The sequence below is a fragment of the Fictibacillus sp. b24 genome (assembly GCF_030348825.1).
Taxonomy (GTDB): domain Bacteria; phylum Bacillota; class Bacilli; order Bacillales; family Fictibacillaceae; genus Fictibacillus.
Window position 1 is genome coordinate 3883247 of the sequence record NZ_JAUCES010000005.1, and the last position, 19768, is coordinate 3903014.

28 protein-coding genes are annotated in these 19768 nt (G+C 43.0%); all 28 read right to left on the reverse strand.

Annotated features, from left to right (window positions below; translation table 11 throughout):
* Positions 1-54: 54 nt before the first annotated feature.
* The 28 genes from secY to rpoC all read right to left on the reverse strand — a co-directional run bounded on the left by secY (position 55) and on the right by rpoC (position 19752).
* Positions 55-1356, reverse strand: coding sequence for a preprotein translocase subunit SecY (gene secY / locus QUF49_RS20515; RefSeq protein ID WP_289497516.1), 1302 nt, complete (start codon positions 1354-1356; stop codon positions 55-57).
* Positions 1356-1796: a 50S ribosomal protein L15 gene (rplO, locus tag QUF49_RS20520; protein ID WP_066237907.1), complete on the reverse strand. Its 441-nt coding sequence runs from the start codon at positions 1794-1796 to the stop codon at positions 1356-1358. The genes secY and rplO overlap by 1 nt, the downstream gene beginning before the upstream one ends.
* A gap of 31 nt (positions 1797-1827) precedes the next feature.
* Positions 1828-2016 carry a 50S ribosomal protein L30 gene (gene rpmD / locus QUF49_RS20525; RefSeq protein ID WP_066237910.1) on the reverse strand — a complete coding sequence of 63 codons (189 nt, stop codon included), beginning with the start codon at positions 2014-2016 and terminating at the stop codon, positions 1828-1830.
* Positions 2017-2030: 14 nt separating this feature from the next.
* Positions 2031-2531 carry a 30S ribosomal protein S5 gene (gene rpsE / locus QUF49_RS20530; protein WP_066237913.1) on the reverse strand — a complete coding sequence of 167 codons (501 nt, stop codon included), beginning with the start codon at positions 2529-2531 and terminating at the stop codon, positions 2031-2033.
* Between the two features lie 14 nt (positions 2532-2545).
* Entirely contained in the window at positions 2546-2908 is a 363-nt protein-coding gene (gene rplR / locus QUF49_RS20535; RefSeq protein WP_066237916.1) for a 50S ribosomal protein L18, read from the reverse strand.
* 31 nt (positions 2909-2939) lie between these two features.
* Positions 2940-3479 carry a 50S ribosomal protein L6 gene (gene rplF, locus QUF49_RS20540; protein WP_066237919.1) on the reverse strand — a complete coding sequence of 180 codons (540 nt, stop codon included), beginning with the start codon at positions 3477-3479 and terminating at the stop codon, positions 2940-2942.
* 24 nt (positions 3480-3503) lie between these two features.
* Positions 3504-3902 (reverse strand): 30S ribosomal protein S8, encoded by a 399-nt coding sequence (gene rpsH / locus QUF49_RS20545; RefSeq protein ID WP_066237923.1) that lies wholly within the window; start codon positions 3900-3902, stop codon positions 3504-3506.
* Between the two features lie 32 nt (positions 3903-3934).
* Positions 3935-4120: a 30S ribosomal protein S14 gene (rpsN, locus tag QUF49_RS20550; protein ID WP_066237928.1), complete on the reverse strand. Its 186-nt coding sequence runs from the start codon at positions 4118-4120 to the stop codon at positions 3935-3937.
* Between the two features lie 24 nt (positions 4121-4144).
* Complete coding sequence (gene rplE / locus QUF49_RS20555) at positions 4145-4684, reverse strand: 50S ribosomal protein L5 (RefSeq protein ID WP_289497518.1); 540 nt, start codon at positions 4682-4684, stop codon at positions 4145-4147.
* A gap of 26 nt (positions 4685-4710) precedes the next feature.
* Positions 4711-5022 (reverse strand): 50S ribosomal protein L24, encoded by a 312-nt coding sequence (rplX, locus tag QUF49_RS20560; RefSeq protein ID WP_066294477.1) that lies wholly within the window; start codon positions 5020-5022, stop codon positions 4711-4713.
* Between the two features lie 57 nt (positions 5023-5079).
* Positions 5080-5448: a 50S ribosomal protein L14 gene (gene rplN, locus QUF49_RS20565; protein ID WP_066237936.1), complete on the reverse strand. Its 369-nt coding sequence runs from the start codon at positions 5446-5448 to the stop codon at positions 5080-5082.
* A gap of 45 nt (positions 5449-5493) precedes the next feature.
* Entirely contained in the window at positions 5494-5757 is a 264-nt protein-coding gene (gene rpsQ / locus QUF49_RS20570; protein ID WP_289497519.1) for a 30S ribosomal protein S17, read from the reverse strand.
* Between the two features lie 22 nt (positions 5758-5779).
* A complete protein-coding gene (rpmC, locus tag QUF49_RS20575) occupies positions 5780-5983 on the reverse strand; it encodes a 50S ribosomal protein L29 (protein WP_066237940.1) in 204 nt (67 codons plus the stop codon).
* Complete coding sequence (gene rplP / locus QUF49_RS20580) at positions 5973-6407, reverse strand: 50S ribosomal protein L16 (RefSeq protein WP_066237943.1); 435 nt, start codon at positions 6405-6407, stop codon at positions 5973-5975. The genes rpmC and rplP overlap by 11 nt, the downstream gene beginning before the upstream one ends.
* A gap of 2 nt (positions 6408-6409) precedes the next feature.
* Positions 6410-7069: a 30S ribosomal protein S3 gene (gene rpsC / locus QUF49_RS20585; protein WP_066237945.1), complete on the reverse strand. Its 660-nt coding sequence runs from the start codon at positions 7067-7069 to the stop codon at positions 6410-6412.
* A 3-nt stretch (positions 7070-7072) separates the two neighbouring features.
* Positions 7073-7414, reverse strand: a complete 342-nt coding sequence (rplV, locus tag QUF49_RS20590; RefSeq protein WP_066237948.1) for a 50S ribosomal protein L22 — start codon at positions 7412-7414, stop codon at positions 7073-7075.
* A 19-nt stretch (positions 7415-7433) separates the two neighbouring features.
* Positions 7434-7712: a 30S ribosomal protein S19 gene (gene rpsS / locus QUF49_RS20595; protein ID WP_066237951.1), complete on the reverse strand. Its 279-nt coding sequence runs from the start codon at positions 7710-7712 to the stop codon at positions 7434-7436.
* Positions 7713-7769: 57 nt separating this feature from the next.
* Positions 7770-8600, reverse strand: a complete 831-nt coding sequence (gene rplB / locus QUF49_RS20600; RefSeq protein ID WP_066390675.1) for a 50S ribosomal protein L2 — start codon at positions 8598-8600, stop codon at positions 7770-7772.
* A gap of 28 nt (positions 8601-8628) precedes the next feature.
* A complete protein-coding gene (gene rplW, locus QUF49_RS20605; RefSeq protein ID WP_066390671.1) occupies positions 8629-8916 on the reverse strand; it encodes a 50S ribosomal protein L23 in 288 nt (95 codons plus the stop codon).
* A complete protein-coding gene (rplD, locus tag QUF49_RS20610) occupies positions 8916-9539 on the reverse strand; it encodes a 50S ribosomal protein L4 (protein ID WP_289497522.1) in 624 nt (207 codons plus the stop codon). Before rplD ends, rplW begins: the two co-directional genes overlap by 1 nt.
* 17 nt (positions 9540-9556) lie before the next feature.
* Positions 9557-10195 (reverse strand): 50S ribosomal protein L3, encoded by a 639-nt coding sequence (gene rplC, locus QUF49_RS20615; RefSeq protein ID WP_066237965.1) that lies wholly within the window; start codon positions 10193-10195, stop codon positions 9557-9559.
* Positions 10196-10244: 49 nt separating this feature from the next.
* Positions 10245-10553 carry a 30S ribosomal protein S10 gene (gene rpsJ, locus QUF49_RS20620; protein ID WP_053356198.1) on the reverse strand — a complete coding sequence of 103 codons (309 nt, stop codon included), beginning with the start codon at positions 10551-10553 and terminating at the stop codon, positions 10245-10247.
* 727 nt (positions 10554-11280) lie between these two features.
* Complete coding sequence (tuf, locus tag QUF49_RS20625; protein WP_066285528.1) at positions 11281-12471, reverse strand: elongation factor Tu; 1191 nt, start codon at positions 12469-12471, stop codon at positions 11281-11283.
* A 116-nt stretch (positions 12472-12587) separates the two neighbouring features.
* A complete protein-coding gene (fusA, locus tag QUF49_RS20630; protein WP_137792246.1) occupies positions 12588-14666 on the reverse strand; it encodes an elongation factor G in 2079 nt (692 codons plus the stop codon).
* Positions 14667-14742: 76 nt separating this feature from the next.
* Positions 14743-15213 (reverse strand): 30S ribosomal protein S7, encoded by a 471-nt coding sequence (gene rpsG, locus QUF49_RS20635; protein ID WP_066237973.1) that lies wholly within the window; start codon positions 15211-15213, stop codon positions 14743-14745.
* A gap of 42 nt (positions 15214-15255) precedes the next feature.
* Entirely contained in the window at positions 15256-15678 is a 423-nt protein-coding gene (gene rpsL / locus QUF49_RS20640; RefSeq protein WP_066237979.1) for a 30S ribosomal protein S12, read from the reverse strand.
* 116 nt (positions 15679-15794) lie between these two features.
* Positions 15795-16043 carry a 50S ribosomal protein L7ae-like protein gene (locus QUF49_RS20645; protein WP_066237983.1) on the reverse strand — a complete coding sequence of 83 codons (249 nt, stop codon included), beginning with the start codon at positions 16041-16043 and terminating at the stop codon, positions 15795-15797.
* Between the two features lie 85 nt (positions 16044-16128).
* Complete coding sequence (rpoC, locus tag QUF49_RS20650; protein ID WP_289497526.1) at positions 16129-19752, reverse strand: DNA-directed RNA polymerase subunit beta'; 3624 nt, start codon at positions 19750-19752, stop codon at positions 16129-16131.
* Positions 19753-19768 lie beyond the last annotated feature (16 nt).

Consider the following 19768-nt stretch of genomic DNA (forward strand, 5'->3'; position numbering starts at 1 on the left):
ATCACAATCGTCTTTTTTAAAGAGCTGGCTGGGAAGATCACTCTTCCCTCGCTCTTATTTAATGAAGCCTTTGTAGTGCCGCTTGATCAGCTGGCTCTCAATCTGCTTCATGGTGTCTAATGCCACACCTACAACAATCAGCAAGCTTGTTCCACCAATTTGAATGGCTGGCGGAAGGTTCAAACCTGGAATTGCTGTAAAGACAACTGGCAGGACTGCAATTGCAGCCAGGAAAAGAGATCCAACAAATGTTAATCGATACAGAATTCTTGTTATATAAGTTTGAGTGTTAGCTCCTGGACGAATGCCAGGAATGTATCCACCCTGCTTCTTTAAGTTTTCCGCCATTTGCTCCGGATTTACCTGGATAAACGTATAGAAATACGAGAACCCGATAATAAGGAGCGCATATATAATCATTCCGACTGGCTTCGTGTAGTCAAACGTGTTGATAATCCAAGTCGTAACATCATTCTGTCCGAAGAAGCCAGCAACAGTTCTTGGCGTGATGATCAAGGAAATCGCGAAGATAACCGGGATAACACCTGCTGCATTAACTTTGATCGGAAGATGAGTAGACTGGCCGCCAACAGGCTTTGTTCCAACGACTCGTTTTGCATACTGAATCGGGATTTTCCGAACACCTTGTTGAATAAAGATAACACCCATAATAATGAGTACAATCGCAAGAGCAAGCAGTACAACCGTTACGATATGCATGAATAACTGATCGCTACCGCCTTCAAATTGCGTTGTGAAAAGCTGGTTAACTGCTGTAGGAATAGCTGCGGCAATCCCCGCAAAAATCAGAACTGAAATTCCGTTTCCAATCCCCTTAAGGGTAATCTGCTCACCCAACCACATTAAGAATGCAGTACCTGCAGTTAAAACTAACGCGATAAATAGATACGTAGCCGGGCTAGGGTTTTGTATAAGTCCTGGGAAAAGATTGTTAAAACCGATAGACATACCGATAGCTTGGATAAAACCAAGAACAATAGTTCCATAGCGAGTGAACTGAGCTAATTTCTTACGCCCAACTTCACCTTGCTTACTCCACTCCGTAAATTTAGGAACAACGTCCATCTGCAAAAGCTGCACGATGATCGATGCTGTAATATACGGCATGATACCCATAGCGAAAATGGAGAAGTTTTGTAACGCTCCACCGCCAAACGTATTTAAAAAACCAAAAATGTTAGCACTGTCGCCTGTACTGAATTTCAGTACGTCGCGATTTACACCAGGTACTGGGATGAATGTTCCAAGACGGAACACCACCAGCATTGCAAGTGTAAACAATATCTTGTTTCTCAGATCACCCACACGCATAATGTTGGAGATTGTCTGGAACATTAGATCACCTCAGTAGTTCCGCCCGCTGCTTCAATTGCTTCTTTAGCAGAAACAGAGAATTTGTGCGCCTTAACTGTAAGCTTAACTTCTAACTTGCCATTACCTAGAACTTTGATGCCGTTTTTAAGACTGCTAACTACTCCAGTTTCAATAAGAAGTTCAGGAGTAACCTCTGTGCCCTCTTCAAAACGAACAAGTTTCTCAAGATTTACAACTGCATACTCTTTACGAGTAGGGTTTGTGAATCCGCGTTTCGGTAAACGACGTGCTAGTGGATTTTGTCCACCTTCGAATCCAGGTCTAACACCACCGCCTGAACGAGAGTTTTGACCTTTGTGACCACGACCACTTGTTTTACCATTGCCTGATCCGATACCGCGACCTACACGGTTGCGAACTTTACGGGATCCTTCTGATGGCTTCAACTCATGAAGTTTCATCTGAGCACCTCCTCATGATTTATTTATCTTTTTAAGCTTCTAATTCTTTCACTGTTAAAAGGTGAGACACCTTGTTAACCATACCGCGGATAGCCGCGTTATCTTCGTGCACAACTGTCTGGTGCATTTTGCGTAAACCAAGTGTCTTAACAACGATACGTTGGTTTTCCGGACGGCCGATTACACTGCGAGTGAGGGTGATTTCTAATTTCTTAGCCATCTAAAGTTCCCTCCTTAACCTAAAAGCTCTTGTACTGATTTACCGCGAAGTTTCGCAACATCTTCAGCACGCTTTAAATTTTTCAAACCTTCAATTGTTGCACGAACCATGTTGATTGGGTTGTTAGATCCAAGTGACTTAGAAAGGATGTCACCTACACCAGCAAGCTCCAATACCGCACGTACAGGTCCACCAGCAATTACCCCAGTACCTTCAGATGCAGGCTTAAGAAGTACGTTACCTGCTCCAAAACGTCCAATTACTTGGTGAGGAATTGTTGTTTTTACGATCGGTACAGTTACTAAGTTTTTCTTAGCATCTTCAATCGCCTTACGGATCGCTTCTGGTACCTCTTGGGCTTTACCAGTACCGAATCCAACGTGACCGTTTTTGTCACCTACTACAACTACTGCAGCAAAGCGGAAACGACGTCCACCTTTTACTACTTTAGCTACACGGTTAACGGTAACGACGCGTTCTTCAAGTTCAAGTTTGTTAGGGTCGATACGCATCAGGTTCCCTCCTTCGATTAAAATTCTAACCCAGCTTCACGAGCTGCGTCTGCTAATGCTTTAATACGTCCGTGATATAAATATCCGCCTCGGTCAAATACTACCGATTTGATTCCTTTTTCTACTGCGCGCTTAGCGATTTCTTGACCAATCGCTTTAGCAGCATCTACGTTTCCACCGTTTTCTACACTTACACCTTTATCAAGGGAAGATGCAGATACAATTGTTACACCTGCTTGATCATCGATCAATTGAGCATAGATGTGCTTTGTAGAACGGAATACGTTCAAACGAGGACGTTGTGCTGTTCCGCTTACAACGCGGCGAACACGAGCATGTCTTTTCTTACGAGCGACATTCTTATCTGCTTTCGTGATCATCCTTTGCACTCCTTTCCGCTACCTAACGGCTTTATTTACCAGTTTTACCTTCTTTACGGCGAACGAATTCACCTTCGTAACGAATACCTTTACCTTTGTAAGGCTCAGGTGAACGAACTGAACGGATGTTTGCAGCAACTTCACCTACACGTTGCTTGTCAATACCCTTAACAATAACCTTCGTGTTAGAAGGTACTTCGATGTCGATTCCTTGCTCAGGAACGATTTCAACAGGGTGAGAGTAACCTACGTTAAGTACAAGCTTGTTACCAGCTTTGGAAGCACGATATCCAACCCCGATAATTTCAAGAGCTCTTTCATAACCATTTGTTACACCGATTACCATGTTGTTTAATACGCTGCGAGTTGTACCATGCAATGCACGGTGCTCTTTGTGGTCGCTCGGGCGTTCCACAGTAATTTCGTTATCTTGAACATTAATCTTAATGTCAGCATTGAATTTGCGAGAAAGTTCACCTTTAGGGCCTTTTACAGAAACCGTGTTGTCATTAGCAACATCGATCGTAACGCCACCTGGAACTTCTATCGGTTTGTTACCTACGCGAGACATGTTGACACCTCCATTCGCTATTTATTACCAAACGTACGCTAGAACTTCGCCACCCATTTGTGATTGACGAGCTTCTTTATCAGTCATAATGCCTTTTGATGTAGATACGATCGCAATACCAAGTCCTCCAAGAACACGTGGAAGTTCAGTTGATTTTGCATAAACACGTAAACCAGGCTTAGAGATACGCTTAAGACCTGAGATTACACGCTCGTTGTTAGAACCGTACTTAAGGAAGATGCGAATCATTCCTTGTTTGCTATCCTCTACATATTCCACATCGCGAACAAAACCTTCACGCTTAAGGATTTCAGCTATTTCTTTTTTCATATTAGAAGCAGGAAGCTCCAATTTATCGTGACGAACAGTGTTTGCGTTGCGGATACGAGTAAGCATATCTGCAATTGGATCTGTCATAACCATTACTAGTTACCTCCTTCCCTTTTTTCAGGGTATTACCAGCTGGCTTTTTTAACGCCAGGAATTTGACCTTTGTAAGCAAGTTCTCTGAAACAAATACGGCACAGTTTGAACTTGCGGATTACTGAATGAGGACGCCCGCAACGTTCACAGCGCGTATATTCTTGCACTTGGAACTTTTGCTTGCGTTGTTGCTTAGCAATCATGGATTTCTTTGCCACGGGTAAACCTCCTTTGGCTAAAGGTTATTTTTGGAATGGCATTCCGACTTGTGTAAGAAGCTCACGTGCTTCTTCGTCAGTGTTCGCAGTCGTTACGATAACGATGTCCATTCCGCGAACTTTGTTTACTTTATCATAGTCGATCTCCGGGAAGATCAATTGTTCTTTAACACCTAGCGTGTAGTTACCGCGGCCGTCGAAAGACTTCTTGGAAACCCCGCGGAAGTCACGTACACGTGGAAGGGAAACGCTGATTAACTTATCAAGGAAGTCATACATGCGCTCTCCGCGAAGTGTAACTTTTGATCCGATCGGCATACCTTCACGAAGTTTGAATCCAGCGATAGATTTCTTAGCGCGCGTAATCACAGGCTTTTGACCAGCGATAGCTGTAAGTTCCTCTACTGCTGTATCTAACACTTTAGAGTTGGATACTGCTTCACCAACACCCATGTTGATAACGATTTTTTCGATCTTTGGTGCTTGCATTACTGAACTGTAATTAAACTTTTCCATTAGAGATGGTAAGATCTCTGATTTATATCGCTCTTGTAGACGGTTCATTATGTGTCCTCCTTTCACTCTGAGACTTATTTATCTAGGGTTTCACCAGATTTTTTGGCCACACGAACTTTTTTCCCATCAACTACATTGTAGCCTACACGAGTAGGAGCACCAGTTTTAGGGTCAAGAGGCATTACGTTAGAAGCATGAATTGGTGCTTCTTGGCTAAGGATTCCACCTTGTGGGTTAGCTTGAGAAGGTTTAGCGTGTTTCTTAACAACGTTCACGCCTTCAACAAGCACTCTGTTAAGCTTCGGATAAGCTTCAAGGATTACACCTTGTTTGCCTTTATCCTTGCCGGAAATAACTTGTACTTTATCGCCTTTTTTCACATGCAATGGCATTGTGATGTTGCACCTCCTTACAAGACAATAAACGCCTTGCTAGTAAATATATTAAAGAACTTCTGGAGCAAGAGATACGATTTTCATAAATTGCTTGTCACGAAGTTCACGTGCTACTGGTCCGAAGATACGAGTTCCTCGAGGACCTTTATCATCCTTAACGATTACAGCCGCGTTTTCATCAAAGCGGATGTAAGATCCGTCGTTACGGCGCATACCACGCTTAGAACGTACCACTACCGCCTTAACAACGTCACCTTTCTTAACAACGCCACCTGGTGTTGCGGACTTAACCGAACAAACGATAATGTCACCAACGTTAGCGTACTTACGACCAGAACCACCAAGAACTTTAATGCAAAGTAACTCTTTCGCACCGGAGTTATCAGCTACTCTTAAACGGGATTCTTGTTGAATCATGCGAATGGACCTCCTTTCGGATATGAGTATAATCCGAACAATTTATTAAATAATTACTGCTTCTTCTACTACTTCGATTAAACGGAATCGCTTGTCTTTAGAAAGCGGACGCGTTTCCATAACCTTTACGATATCGCCAATTTTAGCAGTGTTGTTTTCATCATGCGCTTTTAACTTTTTAGAGTATTTAACGCGTTTGTTATATAAAGTGTGAGTCTTGTATGTTTCAACAAGCACTGTAATCGTTTTGTCCATCTTGTCAGAAACAACACGACCAGTGTACACCTTGCGCTGGTTACGTTCACTCATTGTGCGAACCTCCTCTCAAGATTTAACCGTTAGTAATCCCAAGCTCTCTTTCGCGTAAAACCGTTTTTGCACGGGCAATTGCTTTACGAACTTCACGAATGCGGGCCGGGTTTTCAAGTTGACCTGTCGCTAGTTGGAAACGAAGGTTAAAAAGCTCTTCTTTAAGTGCTTTTGCTTTTTGTTCAACTTCTGCAGTGGTCAGGTTACGAATATCATTAGCCTTCATTTGTGTCACCACCCACTTCTTCGCGTTTAACAAACTTACATTTTACAGGAAGTTTGTGTGCTGCAAGACGCAACGCTTCGCGTGCCACTTCTTCAGAGACACCTGCGATTTCAAACATAACTTTTCCTGGCTTAACTACTGCTACCCATCCTTCAGGAGCACCTTTACCAGATCCCATTCGGACTTCTAGAGGCTTTGCAGTGTAAGGCTTTGACGGGAAAATTTTGATCCATACTTTACCGCCACGCTTCATATAACGAGTCATCGCAATACGAGCTGCTTCGATCTGACGGTTAGTAATCCAGCTAGCTTCAAGAGCTTGCAAACCGAATTCTCCGAAATGAACTTCAGTACCGCCTTTTGCGTTCCCACGCATTTTACCGCGGTGTTCACGACGATATTTAACACGTTTTGGCAATAACATAATTATTTGCCTCCTTCCTCTTTTTTCGTTCCTCTTGTTGGAAGGACCTCACCACGATAAATCCAGATTTTAACTCCAAGCTTACCGTAAGTTGTGTCTGCTTCAGCAGTACCGTAATCGATGTCTGCACGAAGTGTGTGAAGAGGAACTGTACCTTCACTATAATGTTCAGCACGAGCGATATCAGCTCCGCCAAGACGGCCTGACACTTGTGTTTTGATACCTTTCGCACCCATACGCATTGCACGTTGGATCGCCTGCTTCATAGCACGACGGAAAGATACACGGTTTTCAAGTTGACGAGCGATGTTTTCAGCAACTAGCTTAGCATCAACGTCAGCTTGCTTGATTTCAAAGATGTTTACATGAACTCGCTTGCCAGTGATGTCGTTAAGGGCTTTACGAAGTGCTTCAACTTCAGATCCACCTTTACCGATTACCATTCCTGGTTTAGCAGTTTTGATCGTGATATTAACACGGTTAGCTGCACGTTCGATTTCAACACCGGATACAGCCGCGTCTTTTAAACGCTTTTCAATATATGAACGGATCTTAAGGTCTTCATGTAAAAGATTAGCGTAATCCTTTTCAGCGTACCATTTTGAATCCCAGTCACGGATGACGCCAATACGTAGACCTATTGGATTTACTTTTTGACCCACGTCTTAACCCTCCTTCTTTTCAGAAACAACGATTGTGATGTGGCTAGTACGTTTGTTGATGCGGCTTGCGCGACCCATCGCACGAGGACGGAAACGCTTAAGAGTAATACCTTCATCAACGAACGCTTGCTTAATCACTAAGTTGTTCGGTTCCATTTCATAGTTGTGTTCTGCGTTTGCGATAGCAGACTTAAGCACCTTTTCAATTACAGGAGAAGCTGCTTTAGGCGTCAAACGTAGAATCGCAAGTGCTTCACCTACTTGCTTACCTCGAATCAAGTCGATTACGATGCGAGCTTTACGAGGAGCAATACGCACTTGTTTAGCAATTGCTTTTGCTTCCATTTTGTGTACCTCCCCTCAATTAACGTCTTGTTTTCTTATCATCGGCTGCGTGACCTTTGTAAGTACGCGTTGGAGCGAATTCACCCAACTTGTGACCGACCATATCTTCTGTACAATATACCGGCACATGCTTACGACCATCATAAACAGCGATTGTGTGACCGATGAAGTCAGGGAAAATCGTAGAACGACGAGACCAAGTTTTAACTACTTTCTTGTCGTTAGATTCATTAAGTGCCTCGACCTTTTTCATCAAGTGGTCATCTACAAAAGGCCCTTTTTTCAAACTGCGACCCATTCGAGAACCTCCCTTTGTGTTTGCGCTACGGCTCGATTGAACCGTAGGACAATCACATTATTTTTTGCGACGACGTACAATGTACTTGTCAGTTTGGCTATTTTTCTTACGAGTTTTATATCCAAGAGTTGGTTTACCCCATGGAGACATTGGTGATTTACGTCCGATTGGAGCGCGTCCTTCACCACCACCGTGTGGGTGATCGTTAGGGTTCATTACAGAACCACGAACTGTTGGGCGGATACCCTTCCAGCGAGAACGACCAGCTTTACCAACGTTCACAAGTTCGTGCTCTAAGTTACCAACTTGACCGATTGTTGCACGGCAAGTAAGAAGGATCATACGAACTTCACCAGAACCAAGACGAACTAGCGCATACTTTTCTTCTTTACCAAGAAGTTGAGCTTCAGCACCAGCTGAACGAGCTAATTGTCCACCTTTACCAGGCTTAAGTTCGATGTTGTGAATTGTAGAACCTACAGGAATGTTAGCTAATGGAAGTGAGTTACCTACTTTAATATCAGCTTCAGTTCCTGACATGATTTCTTGTCCTACTTTGATTCCTTTAGGAGCAAGGATGTAACGCTTCTCACCATCTGCATAGTGGATAAGAGCGATGTTTGCTGTACGGTTTGGATCGTACTCGATTGTAGCAACGCGACCTGGTATTCCATCTTTGTTACGTTTGAAATCGATGATACGATACTTACGCTTGTGTCCACCACCTTGGTGACGAACTGTTAGTTTACCTTGGTTGTTACGCCCAGCTTTTTTGCTAAGAGGAGCAAGCAAGGATTTTTCTGGTTGGTCAGTTGTAATTTCAGCAAAATCAAGCTGAGACATGTTACGACGACCGTTAGTTGTCGGTTTAAACTTTTTGATACCCATTGTAATTTCCCTCCTTTACGAGTTCTTTTTAAACTCCTTCAAAAAAGTCGAGTTCTTTGCTTTCTGGAGTTAATGTAACTACTGCTTTTTTACGCTTAGAAGTGTAACCAGTATGACGGCCTACACGCTTAAACTTACCTTTGTAGTTAGCAGTGTTAACAGATTGAATTTTTACGCCAAAGATTTCTTCTAGTGCACCTTTGATTTGAGTCTTAGTAGCACGAGGGTTTACTTCGAACGTGTATTTTTTGTCAGCCATTATTTCAGTAGAACGCTCTGTAATAACGGGGCGCTTAATCACATCACGAGCTTCCATTATGCGAGCACCTCCCCTACTTTTTCCACAGCGTCTTTAGTCATAAGAAGCTTGTCGTGGTTTAACACGTCAAGAACACTAACGCCGTTAGCTGTAACAACTGTTACGCCAGGGATGTTACGTGCAGACAATGCAACAGCGTCATTGTAATCAGCAGTTACAACTAATGCTTTACGATCTGCGGATAGATTTGCAAGAACTTGCTTCATTTCCTTTGTTTTAGGAGCTTCGAATGCAAGTGCTTCTAAAACGATCAAGTCGTTATCTAGAACCTTTGAAGATAGCGCTGATTTAATAGCTAAGCGACGAACCTTCTTAGGTAATTTGTAAGAATAGCTTCTTGGTGTTGGTCCGAAAACCACTCCACCGCCAACCCATTGTGGAGAACGGATAGATCCTTGACGAGCACGTCCAGTACCTTTCTGTTTCCAAGGCTTGCGTCCACCACCAGCAACTTCAGAACGGTTCTTTACATCATGCGTTCCTTGGCGCTGTGATGCTTGCTGCATAATAACAGCGTCGAAAAGCACGCTTTTATTTGGTTCAATACCGAATACGGATTCGTTTAATTCGATATCGCCAGCTTGAGTACCATCTTGTTTAAATAATGCTACTTTTGGCATCAGATTGTCCTCCTTCCTTATTTAGCATCCTTTGCTTTAACAGCAGAGTTAATTGTAACGTAGCTCTTTTTCGCTCCAGGTACGTTACCTTTGATTAGTAGAAGATTACGTTCTGCATCAACCCTAACAACTTCAAGGTTTTGTACAGTTACTGTATCTCCGCCAGTACGTCCAGGTAATGCTTTCCCTTTGAAAACACGGTTAGGGTCAACAGCACCCATTGAACCAGGACGACGGTGGTAACGGGAGCCGTGGCTCATTGGCCCGCGTGATTGCCCGTGACGTTTGATAACACCTTGGAATCCTTTTCCTTTAGATGTACCAGTAACGTCTACAGCGTCACCTTCTGCAAAAATGTCAGCTTTGACTTCCTGACCAACTTCGTATCCCGCAACATCAACATTACGGAATTCTTTAACGTAGCGCTTAGGGCTCGTGCTAGCTTTTGCAGCATGTCCTGCTTGCGGCTTGTTAGTACGAGAGTCTTTTTTATCATCAAATCCAAGTTGGATAGCTTCGTAGCCATCATTCTCAACGGATTTCTTTTGAAGAACAACGTTAGGAGTTACTTCTACTACAGTAACTGGAATTAAATCTCCGTTTTCTGCGAAAACTTGAGTCATACCAATTTTTCTACCTAAGATTCCTTTGGTCATTCGTCACACCTCCTATTAATAAGTAAAATATTTATTAGCAAACGTGAAATTATAGTTTAATTTCGATGTCTACACCAGACGGTAGATCCAAACGCATTAACGAATCAACTGTTTGTGGTGTTGGCTCGATAATATCGATCAAGCGCTTATGAGTACGCATTTCGAACTGCTCACGAGAGTCCTTGTACTTATGAACCGCACGAAGGATCGTGTAGATCGCTTTCTCAGTAGGTAGTGGGATAGGACCAGATACCTTTGCTCCTGAACGCTTAGCAGTTTCTACGATTTTTTCAGCTGATTGATCAAGAATTCTGTGATCATACGCCTTTAAACGGATACGAATCTTTTGCTTTGCCATTTTTTTCCCTCCTTTATTCGCCTATTTTGATAAACAGACATTGCTCCGCGGAAATTCAACCTGATGTCACCAGCCATGGCAAAGGGGCCTAGTGTGTCAGCAACCTTCCGGATCATCGCAGTGAATGACCAACATTACTTATTATAGAGAAAAGCAATGCCTAATGCAAGTTTTATTTGCATTTATTTATCGCTAATCGCACTTTTTCTATTATAGAGACTTTATCCCGTGATTTCAACTTCCTTTTTCTTCTTTTGCATATTTCTTTTATACACTTGAATGTGTTTCTTCTATATATAGAAGATATTCGATTGAGGATGATGATCTTGGATTGTCTCGGCTCGCAGTTGATTTTGTAACTCGCGGGATTATGGTGTGAAGTCGCGGGATTAATTATGAAACTCGCGGGATTATCCATAAAATTCGCGGAATTATGCTCCGAAATTTAGGAATTAAGATTTGATATACCGTTCCGTGCAGCTATTCTCCTTAAAAACTGGTCCTATATCGCTCTTATCTCAGCTTTTTAGAGTACACTTTCAAGTTTTATTGTTTTATTAAGGCTCTTTATCTAAAAGATGGTTGCTTTATGTTTTTTTCTATTCTCATCATTTGCAAGTTGATTGAAGCGTAAGGTTGCCGACTCCTACGATATGCGAAAACAGAATCCAAATATATAAAAAAACACCCTCCAAAAGGAGAGTGTTTTTATAAAAGAGTAATGAGATTACTCAGTGATTGTTGCAACTACGCCTGCACCAACTGTACGTCCACCTTCACGAATAGAGAACTTAGTTCCTTCTTCGATAGCGATTGGAGCGATTAGTTCTACAGTCATCTCAACGTTATCTCCAGGCATAACCATTTCTACGCCTTCAGGAAGTTGGATGATACCAGTTACGTCAGTTGTACGGAAGTAGAACTGAGGACGGTAGTTAGAGAAGAATGGAGTGTGACGTCCACCCTCTTCTTTTGAAAGAACGTATACTTCTGATTTGAACTTAGTGTGAGCTTTAACAGTACCTGGCTTAGCAAGAACTTGTCCACGCTCAACATCGTCACGGGAAACCCCACGAAGAAGTGCACCAATGTTGTCACCAGCTTCAGCATAGTCAAGAAGCTTACGGAACATTTCAACACCTGTTACAGTTGTTGATTTTGGCTCTTCAGTAAGACCAAGGATCTCAACTACGTCACCAACTTTTACTACTCCACGCTCAACACGTCCAGTAGCAACTGTACCACGACCAGTGATTGAGAATACATCCTCAACTGGCATCATGAATGGCTTTTCAGTGTCACGAGGAGGTGTTGGGATATAAGAATCTACAGCATCCATTAGCTCGTAGATTTTAGCTTCCCAATCAGCGTCTCCTTCAAGAGCTTTAAGAGCAGAACCTTTGATTACAGGAATGTCGTCTCCTGGGAAGTCATACTCAGAAAGAAGGTCACGAACTTCCATTTCAACTAGCTCAAGAAGTTCTTCGTCGTCTACCATGTCACACTTGTTCATGAATACAACAAGGTAAGGTACACCTACTTGACGAGAAAGAAGGATGTGCTCACGAGTTTGTGGCATTGGGCCGTCAGCAGCAGATACTACTAGGATCCCACCATCCATTTGTGCTGCACCAGTGATCATGTTCTTAACATAGTCAGCATGTCCTGGGCAGTCTACGTGTGCATAGTGACGAGAATCAGTTTCATACTCAACGTGTGCAGTTGAGATTGTGATTCCACGTTCGCGCTCTTCTGGAGCACCATCGATTTGGTCATAAGCCATTGCTACACCCTTACCGTTTTTCTTAGCAAGAACAGTAGTGATAGCAGCTGTTAAAGTTGTTTTACCATGGTCAACGTGACCAATAGTACCAATGTTAGCATGCGTTTTGGAACGATCAAATTTCTCTTTACCCATGAGAAAGATTCCTCCTTAAATATGGTTACATATAGTAGATTTTTTTATTTAAAACAGACAGGTTATACTGCCCATTTTAGATTACATGAAAATGTTGTTTCTTACAACCGAAGCGATTAAGCTCCAGTTGCTTTTTTGATGATTTCTTCAGAAATTGACTTAGGTACTTCTTCGTAGTGATCGAAGTGCATTGAGTAAGTACCGCGGCCTTGTGTACGAGAACGCAAGCTAGTTGCGTAACCGAACATTTCTGCAAGTGGAACCATCGCTTTAACGATTTGTGCATTACCACGAGCTTCCATACCTTCAACACGTCCACGACGAGAAGTTACGTCACCCATGATATCACCCATGTACTCTTCAGGAACCGTTACTTCAACTTTCATAATCGGCTCTAAGATTGCAGGGTCACACTTTGCTTTTGCGTTCTTAAGTGCCATTGAACCGGCAATCTTAAACGCCATTTCGTTGGAGTCAACATCATGGTAAGATCCATCAACGATACGAGCTTTAAGGTCAAGTAATGGGAAACCAGCAAGCATTCCGTTTTTCATTGATTCTTCAATACCAGCTTGAACTGCAGGGATGTATTCACGAGGAACTGCCCCACCAACGATTTTGTTTTCAAATACGAATCCAGATCCTTCTTCACCTGGCTCGAATTCAACCCAAACGTGACCGTATTGTCCACGACCACCAGACTGACGAACGAATTTACCTTCAACTTTAGCAGCTTGGCGAATCGTTTCACGGTAAGCAACCTGAGGAGCACCCACGTTAGCTTCTACCTTGAATTCACGGCGCATACGGTCAACTAGGATATCAAGGTGAAGCTCACCCATACCTGCGATGATCGTTTGTCCAGTTTCTTCGTTTGTTTCAGTACGGAATGTTGGATCTTCTTCAGCAAGCTTAGCAAGCGCCATACCCATCTTGTCTTGGTCTGCTTTAGACTTCGGCTCGATAGATAGTGAGATAACTGGCTCTGGGAATACCATGGATTCTAAGATAACAAGGTTCTTTTCATCACATAGTGTATCACCAGTTGTAGTATCTTTAAGACCTACAGCAGCTGCGATATCTCCAGCGTATACGATTGAGATCTCTTCACGGGAGTTTGCGTGCATTTGAAGGATACGTCCAACACGCTCGCGCTTTCCTTTTGTAGAGTTCTGTACGTATGATCCAGAGTTTAATGTACCTGAGTACACACGGAAGAATGTTAACTTACCAACATAAGGGTCAGTCATAACTTTAAATGCAAGTGCAGAGAATGGTGCTTCGTCACTTGATTCACGAGTTACTTCTTCTTCAGAGTCAGGAAGTACACCTTTAATAGCTGGTACATCAACCGGCGATGGAAGGTAATCAAGAACAGCGTCAAGCATAAGCTGAACACCTTTGTTCTTAAATGCCGAACCACACATTACTGGGTAGAACTCAACGTTACAAGTTCCTTGACGGATACCTGCTTTAAGCTCTTCCTTCGTAATTTCTTCACCTTCTAAGTACTTCATCATCATTTCTTCGTCTAGCTCAGCTACCGCTTCAATTAACTTGTTACGGTATTCTTCAGCCAACGGCATGTGCTCTTCAGGAATTTCACGAACTTCGATATCAGTACCTAGGTCGTTCCCGTAGAATACAGCGTTCATTTCAACTAAGTCGATGATAGCTTCGAATTGGTCTTCAGCACCGATCGGTAATTGGATCGGGTGAGCATTTGCACCAAGACGATCATGGATAGTTTTTACGGAATATAAGAAGTCCGCACCAATCTTGTCCATTTTGTTTACGAATACTACACGAGGTACTCCGTAAGTTGTAGCCTGACGCCATACTGTTTCTGTTTGTGGTTCTACACCTGATTGAGCATCAAGTAAAGCAACCGCTCCGTCTAATACACGTAATGAACGTTCTACTTCAACTGTAAAGTCTACGTGTCCTGGTGTGTCAATAATGTTGACACGGTGACCTTTCCATTGAGCAGTTGTAGCAGCGGAAGTAATCGTGATTCCACGCTCTTGTTCCTGCTCCATCCAGTCCATTTGTGAAGCTCCTTCATGAGTTTCACCAATTTTGTGGATACGGCCAGTATAGTAAAGTACACGTTCAGTAGTCGTTGTTTTACCAGCATCGATGTGAGCCATGATACCGATATTACGAGTATTTTTTAAGGAGAATTCTCTAGCCATGAATTTCTCTCCTTCCCTTTTTCAAAAGGAATTTTTATAGTGTTGTAGAGACAGTCCGAAAACTGCCTCTAAAATTTTACCAGCGGTAGTGAGCAAACGCTTTGTTTGCTTCTGCCATTTTGTGCATATCTTCGCGCTTCTTAACAGAAGCACCAGTGTTGTTTGCAGCATCCATGATCTCATACGCAAGACGTTCTTCCATTGTCTTTTCTCCGCGTAGACGAGAGTAGTTCGTTAGGTAACGAAGTCCTAAAGTTGTACGACGCTCTGGGCGAACTTCAACTGGTACTTGGTAGTTAGCTCCACCAACACGGCGAGCACGAACTTCAAGAACTGGCATGATATTTTTAAGAGCTTGTTCAAACACTTCCATAGGATCTTGGTTTGTACGTTCTTTAATAAGATCGAACGCATTGTACAAGATTGTTTGAGCTACCCCTCTCTTACCGTCAATCATAATTTTATTGATTAGACGAGTTACAAGCTTAGACTTGTAAATTGGATCAGGTAACACATCACGACGAGCAACAGGTCCTTTACGTGGCATGTGGTCCCCTCCTTTCTGATAGTTGTTTAATTTATTTTAATATTATTTCTTAGCTTCCTTTGGACGCTTCGTTCCATACTTAGAACGACCTTGCATACGGTTAGTAACACCAGCCGTATCAAGAGCACCACGAACGATGTGGTAGCGTACCCCCGGTAAATCTTTTACACGTCCTCCACGGATAAGAACAACACTGTGCTCTTGAAGGTTGTGTCCGATACCAGGAATGTAAGCTGTAACTTCGATTCCGTTTGTTAGACGAACACGGGCATACTTACGAAGCGCCGAGTTCGGCTTCTTAGGAGTCATAGTACCAACACGCGTACAAACTCCACGCTTTTGCGGAGATGAAACGTTAGTTTGGGACTTTTTGAAGCTGTTGTAACCTTTGTTTAACGCAGGAGAGTCAGATTTCTTTGTTTTAGAAACACGACCTTTGCGAACTAATTGGTTAATTGTAGGCATTTTTTATTTCCTCCTCTCTCGTTTTGTAATACCACCGACCCAGGTGGTTCATTTTAGGACAAAAGAAAGTTTTTGCGAGCGGAGCGATCTTACTACTCATCGCAAAAACGTTTATTTTATCCTTTTATCGCAACAGTTGCGGCCCCGACATCTATACCGCATGCTTTTCCAAGCTTTTTCATGGAATCAACCTTTACGATCGGTACGTGCTTCTCTTCAGCAATCTGCAATACTTTGCTCGTTACTCGAAAATCAGCGTCTTCCGCAACGACCAGCTCTTTGACCTCGCCGTTCTGTAAAGCTTTGATTGTTTGCTTAGTACCTACGATAATTTCAGAAGCCTGTGTCACTTTTTCATAAGACATACAAATATCCTCCAAAGCAACATTTCTTTAGGAGCACATCCGTAATCATATCACCGATGCGCTCCAAATGTCAACATTTCATTTATTAATCTTGAGAAACAAGTTCAGTTGGCAGATTTGCCTCTTCAGTGTTCTCTTCTTCAACTACTGGAGAGTTGATTCCGATGTTTCTGTAACGGTTCATACCTGTTCCAGCCGGGATCAGCTTACCAATAATAACGTTTTCCTTAAGTCCGAGAAGCTCGTCACGCTTACCTTTGATAGCAGCGTCAGTAAGAACTCGAGTTGTTTCCTGGAACGATGCAGCAGACAAGAACGATTCTGTTTCAAGAGATGCTTTTGTAATACCAAGAAGCACCGGACGTCCTGTAGCAGGAGTTCCACCTTCAAGAAGTACATTACGGTTAACATCCGTAAATGCATGGATGTCCATAAGTGCTCCTGGAAGTACTTGAGAATCACCAGAGTCGATGATACGCACTTTACGAAGCATTTGGCGAACCATTACTTCAACGTGCTTATCTCCGATTTCTACCCCTTGCATACGGTAAACTTTCTGTACCTCACGCAATAGGTATTCTTGTACGCCTTCAGCACCGCGTACTTTGATTAATTCCTTAGGATCAATTGAACCTTCCGTCAATACTTGACCGGCAGTTACCTTATCCCCTTCAACCGCCTTAATACGGGCACCGAAAGGAATTGTGTAAGATCTAGATTCAATTTCACCTTGAACGACAACTTCACGCTTATCTTTATTGTCATTTACGCCAACAACCGTACCTTCAAGCTCTGAAATAACAGCCTGACCTTTCGGGTTACGCGCTTCAAACAATTCTTGGATACGCGGAAGACCTTGTGTGATATCGTCTCCTGCTACCCCACCTGTATGGAAGGTACGCATTGTAAGCTGTGTACCTGGCTCACCGATGGATTGAGCAGCGATAATTCCAACAGCTTCCCCAACTTCAACGTCGGATCCTGTTGCAAGGTTGCGTCCGTAACATTTCTTACAAACACCGTGACGAGTGTCACAAGTAAATACAGAACGGATCGTTACTGCTTTCACGCCTACTTCTTCAATATGAGCGGCCATGTCTTCAGTAATCAGCTGATTAACGTCTGCAAGAATTTCTTTTGTTTCTGGGTGATATACCTTTTTATATGCAGTACGACCAATCAAGCGCTCATGAAGCGGCTCGATCACTTCGTTGCCTTCTTTAATAGCAGCAACTTCTAAGCCACGGTCAGTTCCACAGTCATCTTCACGGACGATAACGTCTTGAGCAACATCAACCAAACGACGAGTAAGGTAACCAGAGTCAGCTGTTTTAAGGGCTGTATCGGCAAGACCTTTACGCGCTCCGTGAGTAGAGATAAAGTACTCGAGTACTGTTAGACCTTCACGGAAACTTGATTTGATCGGTAACTCGATGATTTTACCAGCAGGGTTGGCCATCAGACCACGCATACCAGCTAGCTGCGTAAAGTTAGACGCGTTACCACGGGCACCGGAGTCACTCATCATGAAGATTGGGTTTCGCTTATCAAGCGTACCCATCAATTTATTTTGGATTTCGTCTTTCGCCAAACTCCAAACATTAATTACACGCTCATAGCGCTCTTCTTCCGTGATTAAACCACGTCTGAATTGCTTTGTAACGTTAACTACTTTTTCTTCCGCAACAGCAAGGATTTCTTGCTTTTCTGGTAATACAACGATATCGGATACACCGATCGTAATACCAGCGCGTGTAGAATATTTGAATCCTAAGTCTTTCATGCGATCTAGCATTTTAGACGTTTCAGTAATCTTAAAGCGTTTGAACACTTCCGCGATAATCTTACCGAGGATTCCTTTCTTGAAAGGAACAATTTCTTCATGCTTCTGAATTTCTTCCTTCACATTAGATGCCGGATCTAAGAAGTACTTTTCAGGTGTCTCCACTTGAAGGTTCGTCGTAGTCGGTTCGTTAATGTACGGGAATGACGGAGGCAGGATTTCGTTGAATAACAACTTACCTACTGTAGTCATCAGAAGTTTAGATTGCTGTTCTTCCGTGAAAGTCTCTTTATTCAAGCTGGATACAGGCACGGCAATACGCGTATGCAAGTGTACATATCCATTTTCATAAGCGATGATCGCTTCATTGATGTCCTTAAATACAGACCCTTCACCAATAGCTCCTGCACGCTCAAGTGTTAAGTAATAGTTACCTAATACCATATCCTGTGAAGGTGTTACTACCGGCTTACCATCTTTCGGGTTCAAGATGTTTTGGGCAGCAAGCATTAAGATACGAGCCTCTGCTTGAGCTTCAGCTGATAAAGGAACGTGGACCGCCATTTGGTCACCATCAAAGTCAGCGTTATATGCTGTACATACGAGTGGGTGAAGACGGATTGCACGGCCTTCAACAAGCGTTGGTTCGAATGCTTGGATACCAAGTCTGTGAAGTGTAGGTGCACGGTTAAGAAGTACTGGGTGCTCGCGAATAACTTCTTCTAAAACATCCCAAACTTCAGGCTGAACGCGCTCTACTTTGCGTTTTGCACTCTTAATGTTGTGTGCAAGACCTTTTGATACTAATTCTTTCATAACAAACGGTTTAAACAGTTCCAGTGCCATCTCTTTAGGCAGACCACATTGGTACATCTTTAGGTTCGGACCTACAACGATAACCGAACGACCAGAGTAGTCAACACGTTTACCTAGCAAGTTTTGACGGAAACGTCCTTGTTTCCCTTTCAGCATGTGTGAAAGTGACTTTAACGGACGATTTCCTGGCCCTGTAACCGGACGGCCACGGCGGCCATTATCGATTAATGCATCAACTGCTTCTTGAAGCATACGTTTTTCATTTTGAACGATAATGTTAGGAGCACCTAGGTCTAATAGACGCTTCAAACGGTTGTTACGGTTGATAACACGACGGTATAGGTCGTTAAGGTCAGATGTGGCAAAACGGCCGCCATCAAGCTGTACCATCGGACGCAATTCCGGTGGGATAACCGGAAGTACTTCAAGAATCATCCAATCAGCATGATTGCCAGAATGACGGAATGCTTCTAGTACTTCTAAACGCTTAATCGCACGTGTACGGCGTTGGCCTTGTGCAGTTTTAAGCTCTTCTTTCAACATCTCAACTTCTTTTTCAGCATCGATGTCTTCTAAAAGACGCTTGATCGCTTCTGCACCCATTTGTGCAGTGAAACCTTTTCCATACTTTTCACGGTATGTGCGGTATTCCTTTTCTGAAAGCAGTTGTTTCTTCTCAAGAGGAGTATCCCCTGTTTCAGTAACAACGTATGAAGCAAAGTAGATTACTTCTTCTAATGCTCTTGGAGACATATCCAAAACAAGACCCATACGGCTTGGGATTCCCTTGAAGTACCAAATGTGTGATACAGGAGCAGCAAGCTCGATGTGACCCATACGGTCACGTCGAACTTTAGCTCTTGTTACTTCAACACCACAACGGTCACAAACCACACCTTTATAACGGACGCGCTTATACTTTCCGCAATGACATTCCCAGTCTTTTGTAGGACCGAAAATTCTTTCACAGAACAAGCCGTCTTTTTCAGGCTTAAGTGTACGGTAGTTGATTGTTTCAGGTTTCTTTACTTCCCCTCTTGACCACGACCGGATTTTGTCCGGTGAAGCAAGACCAATTTTCATATATTCAAAATTATTTACGTCTATCAAGGAGCGTACCTCCCTT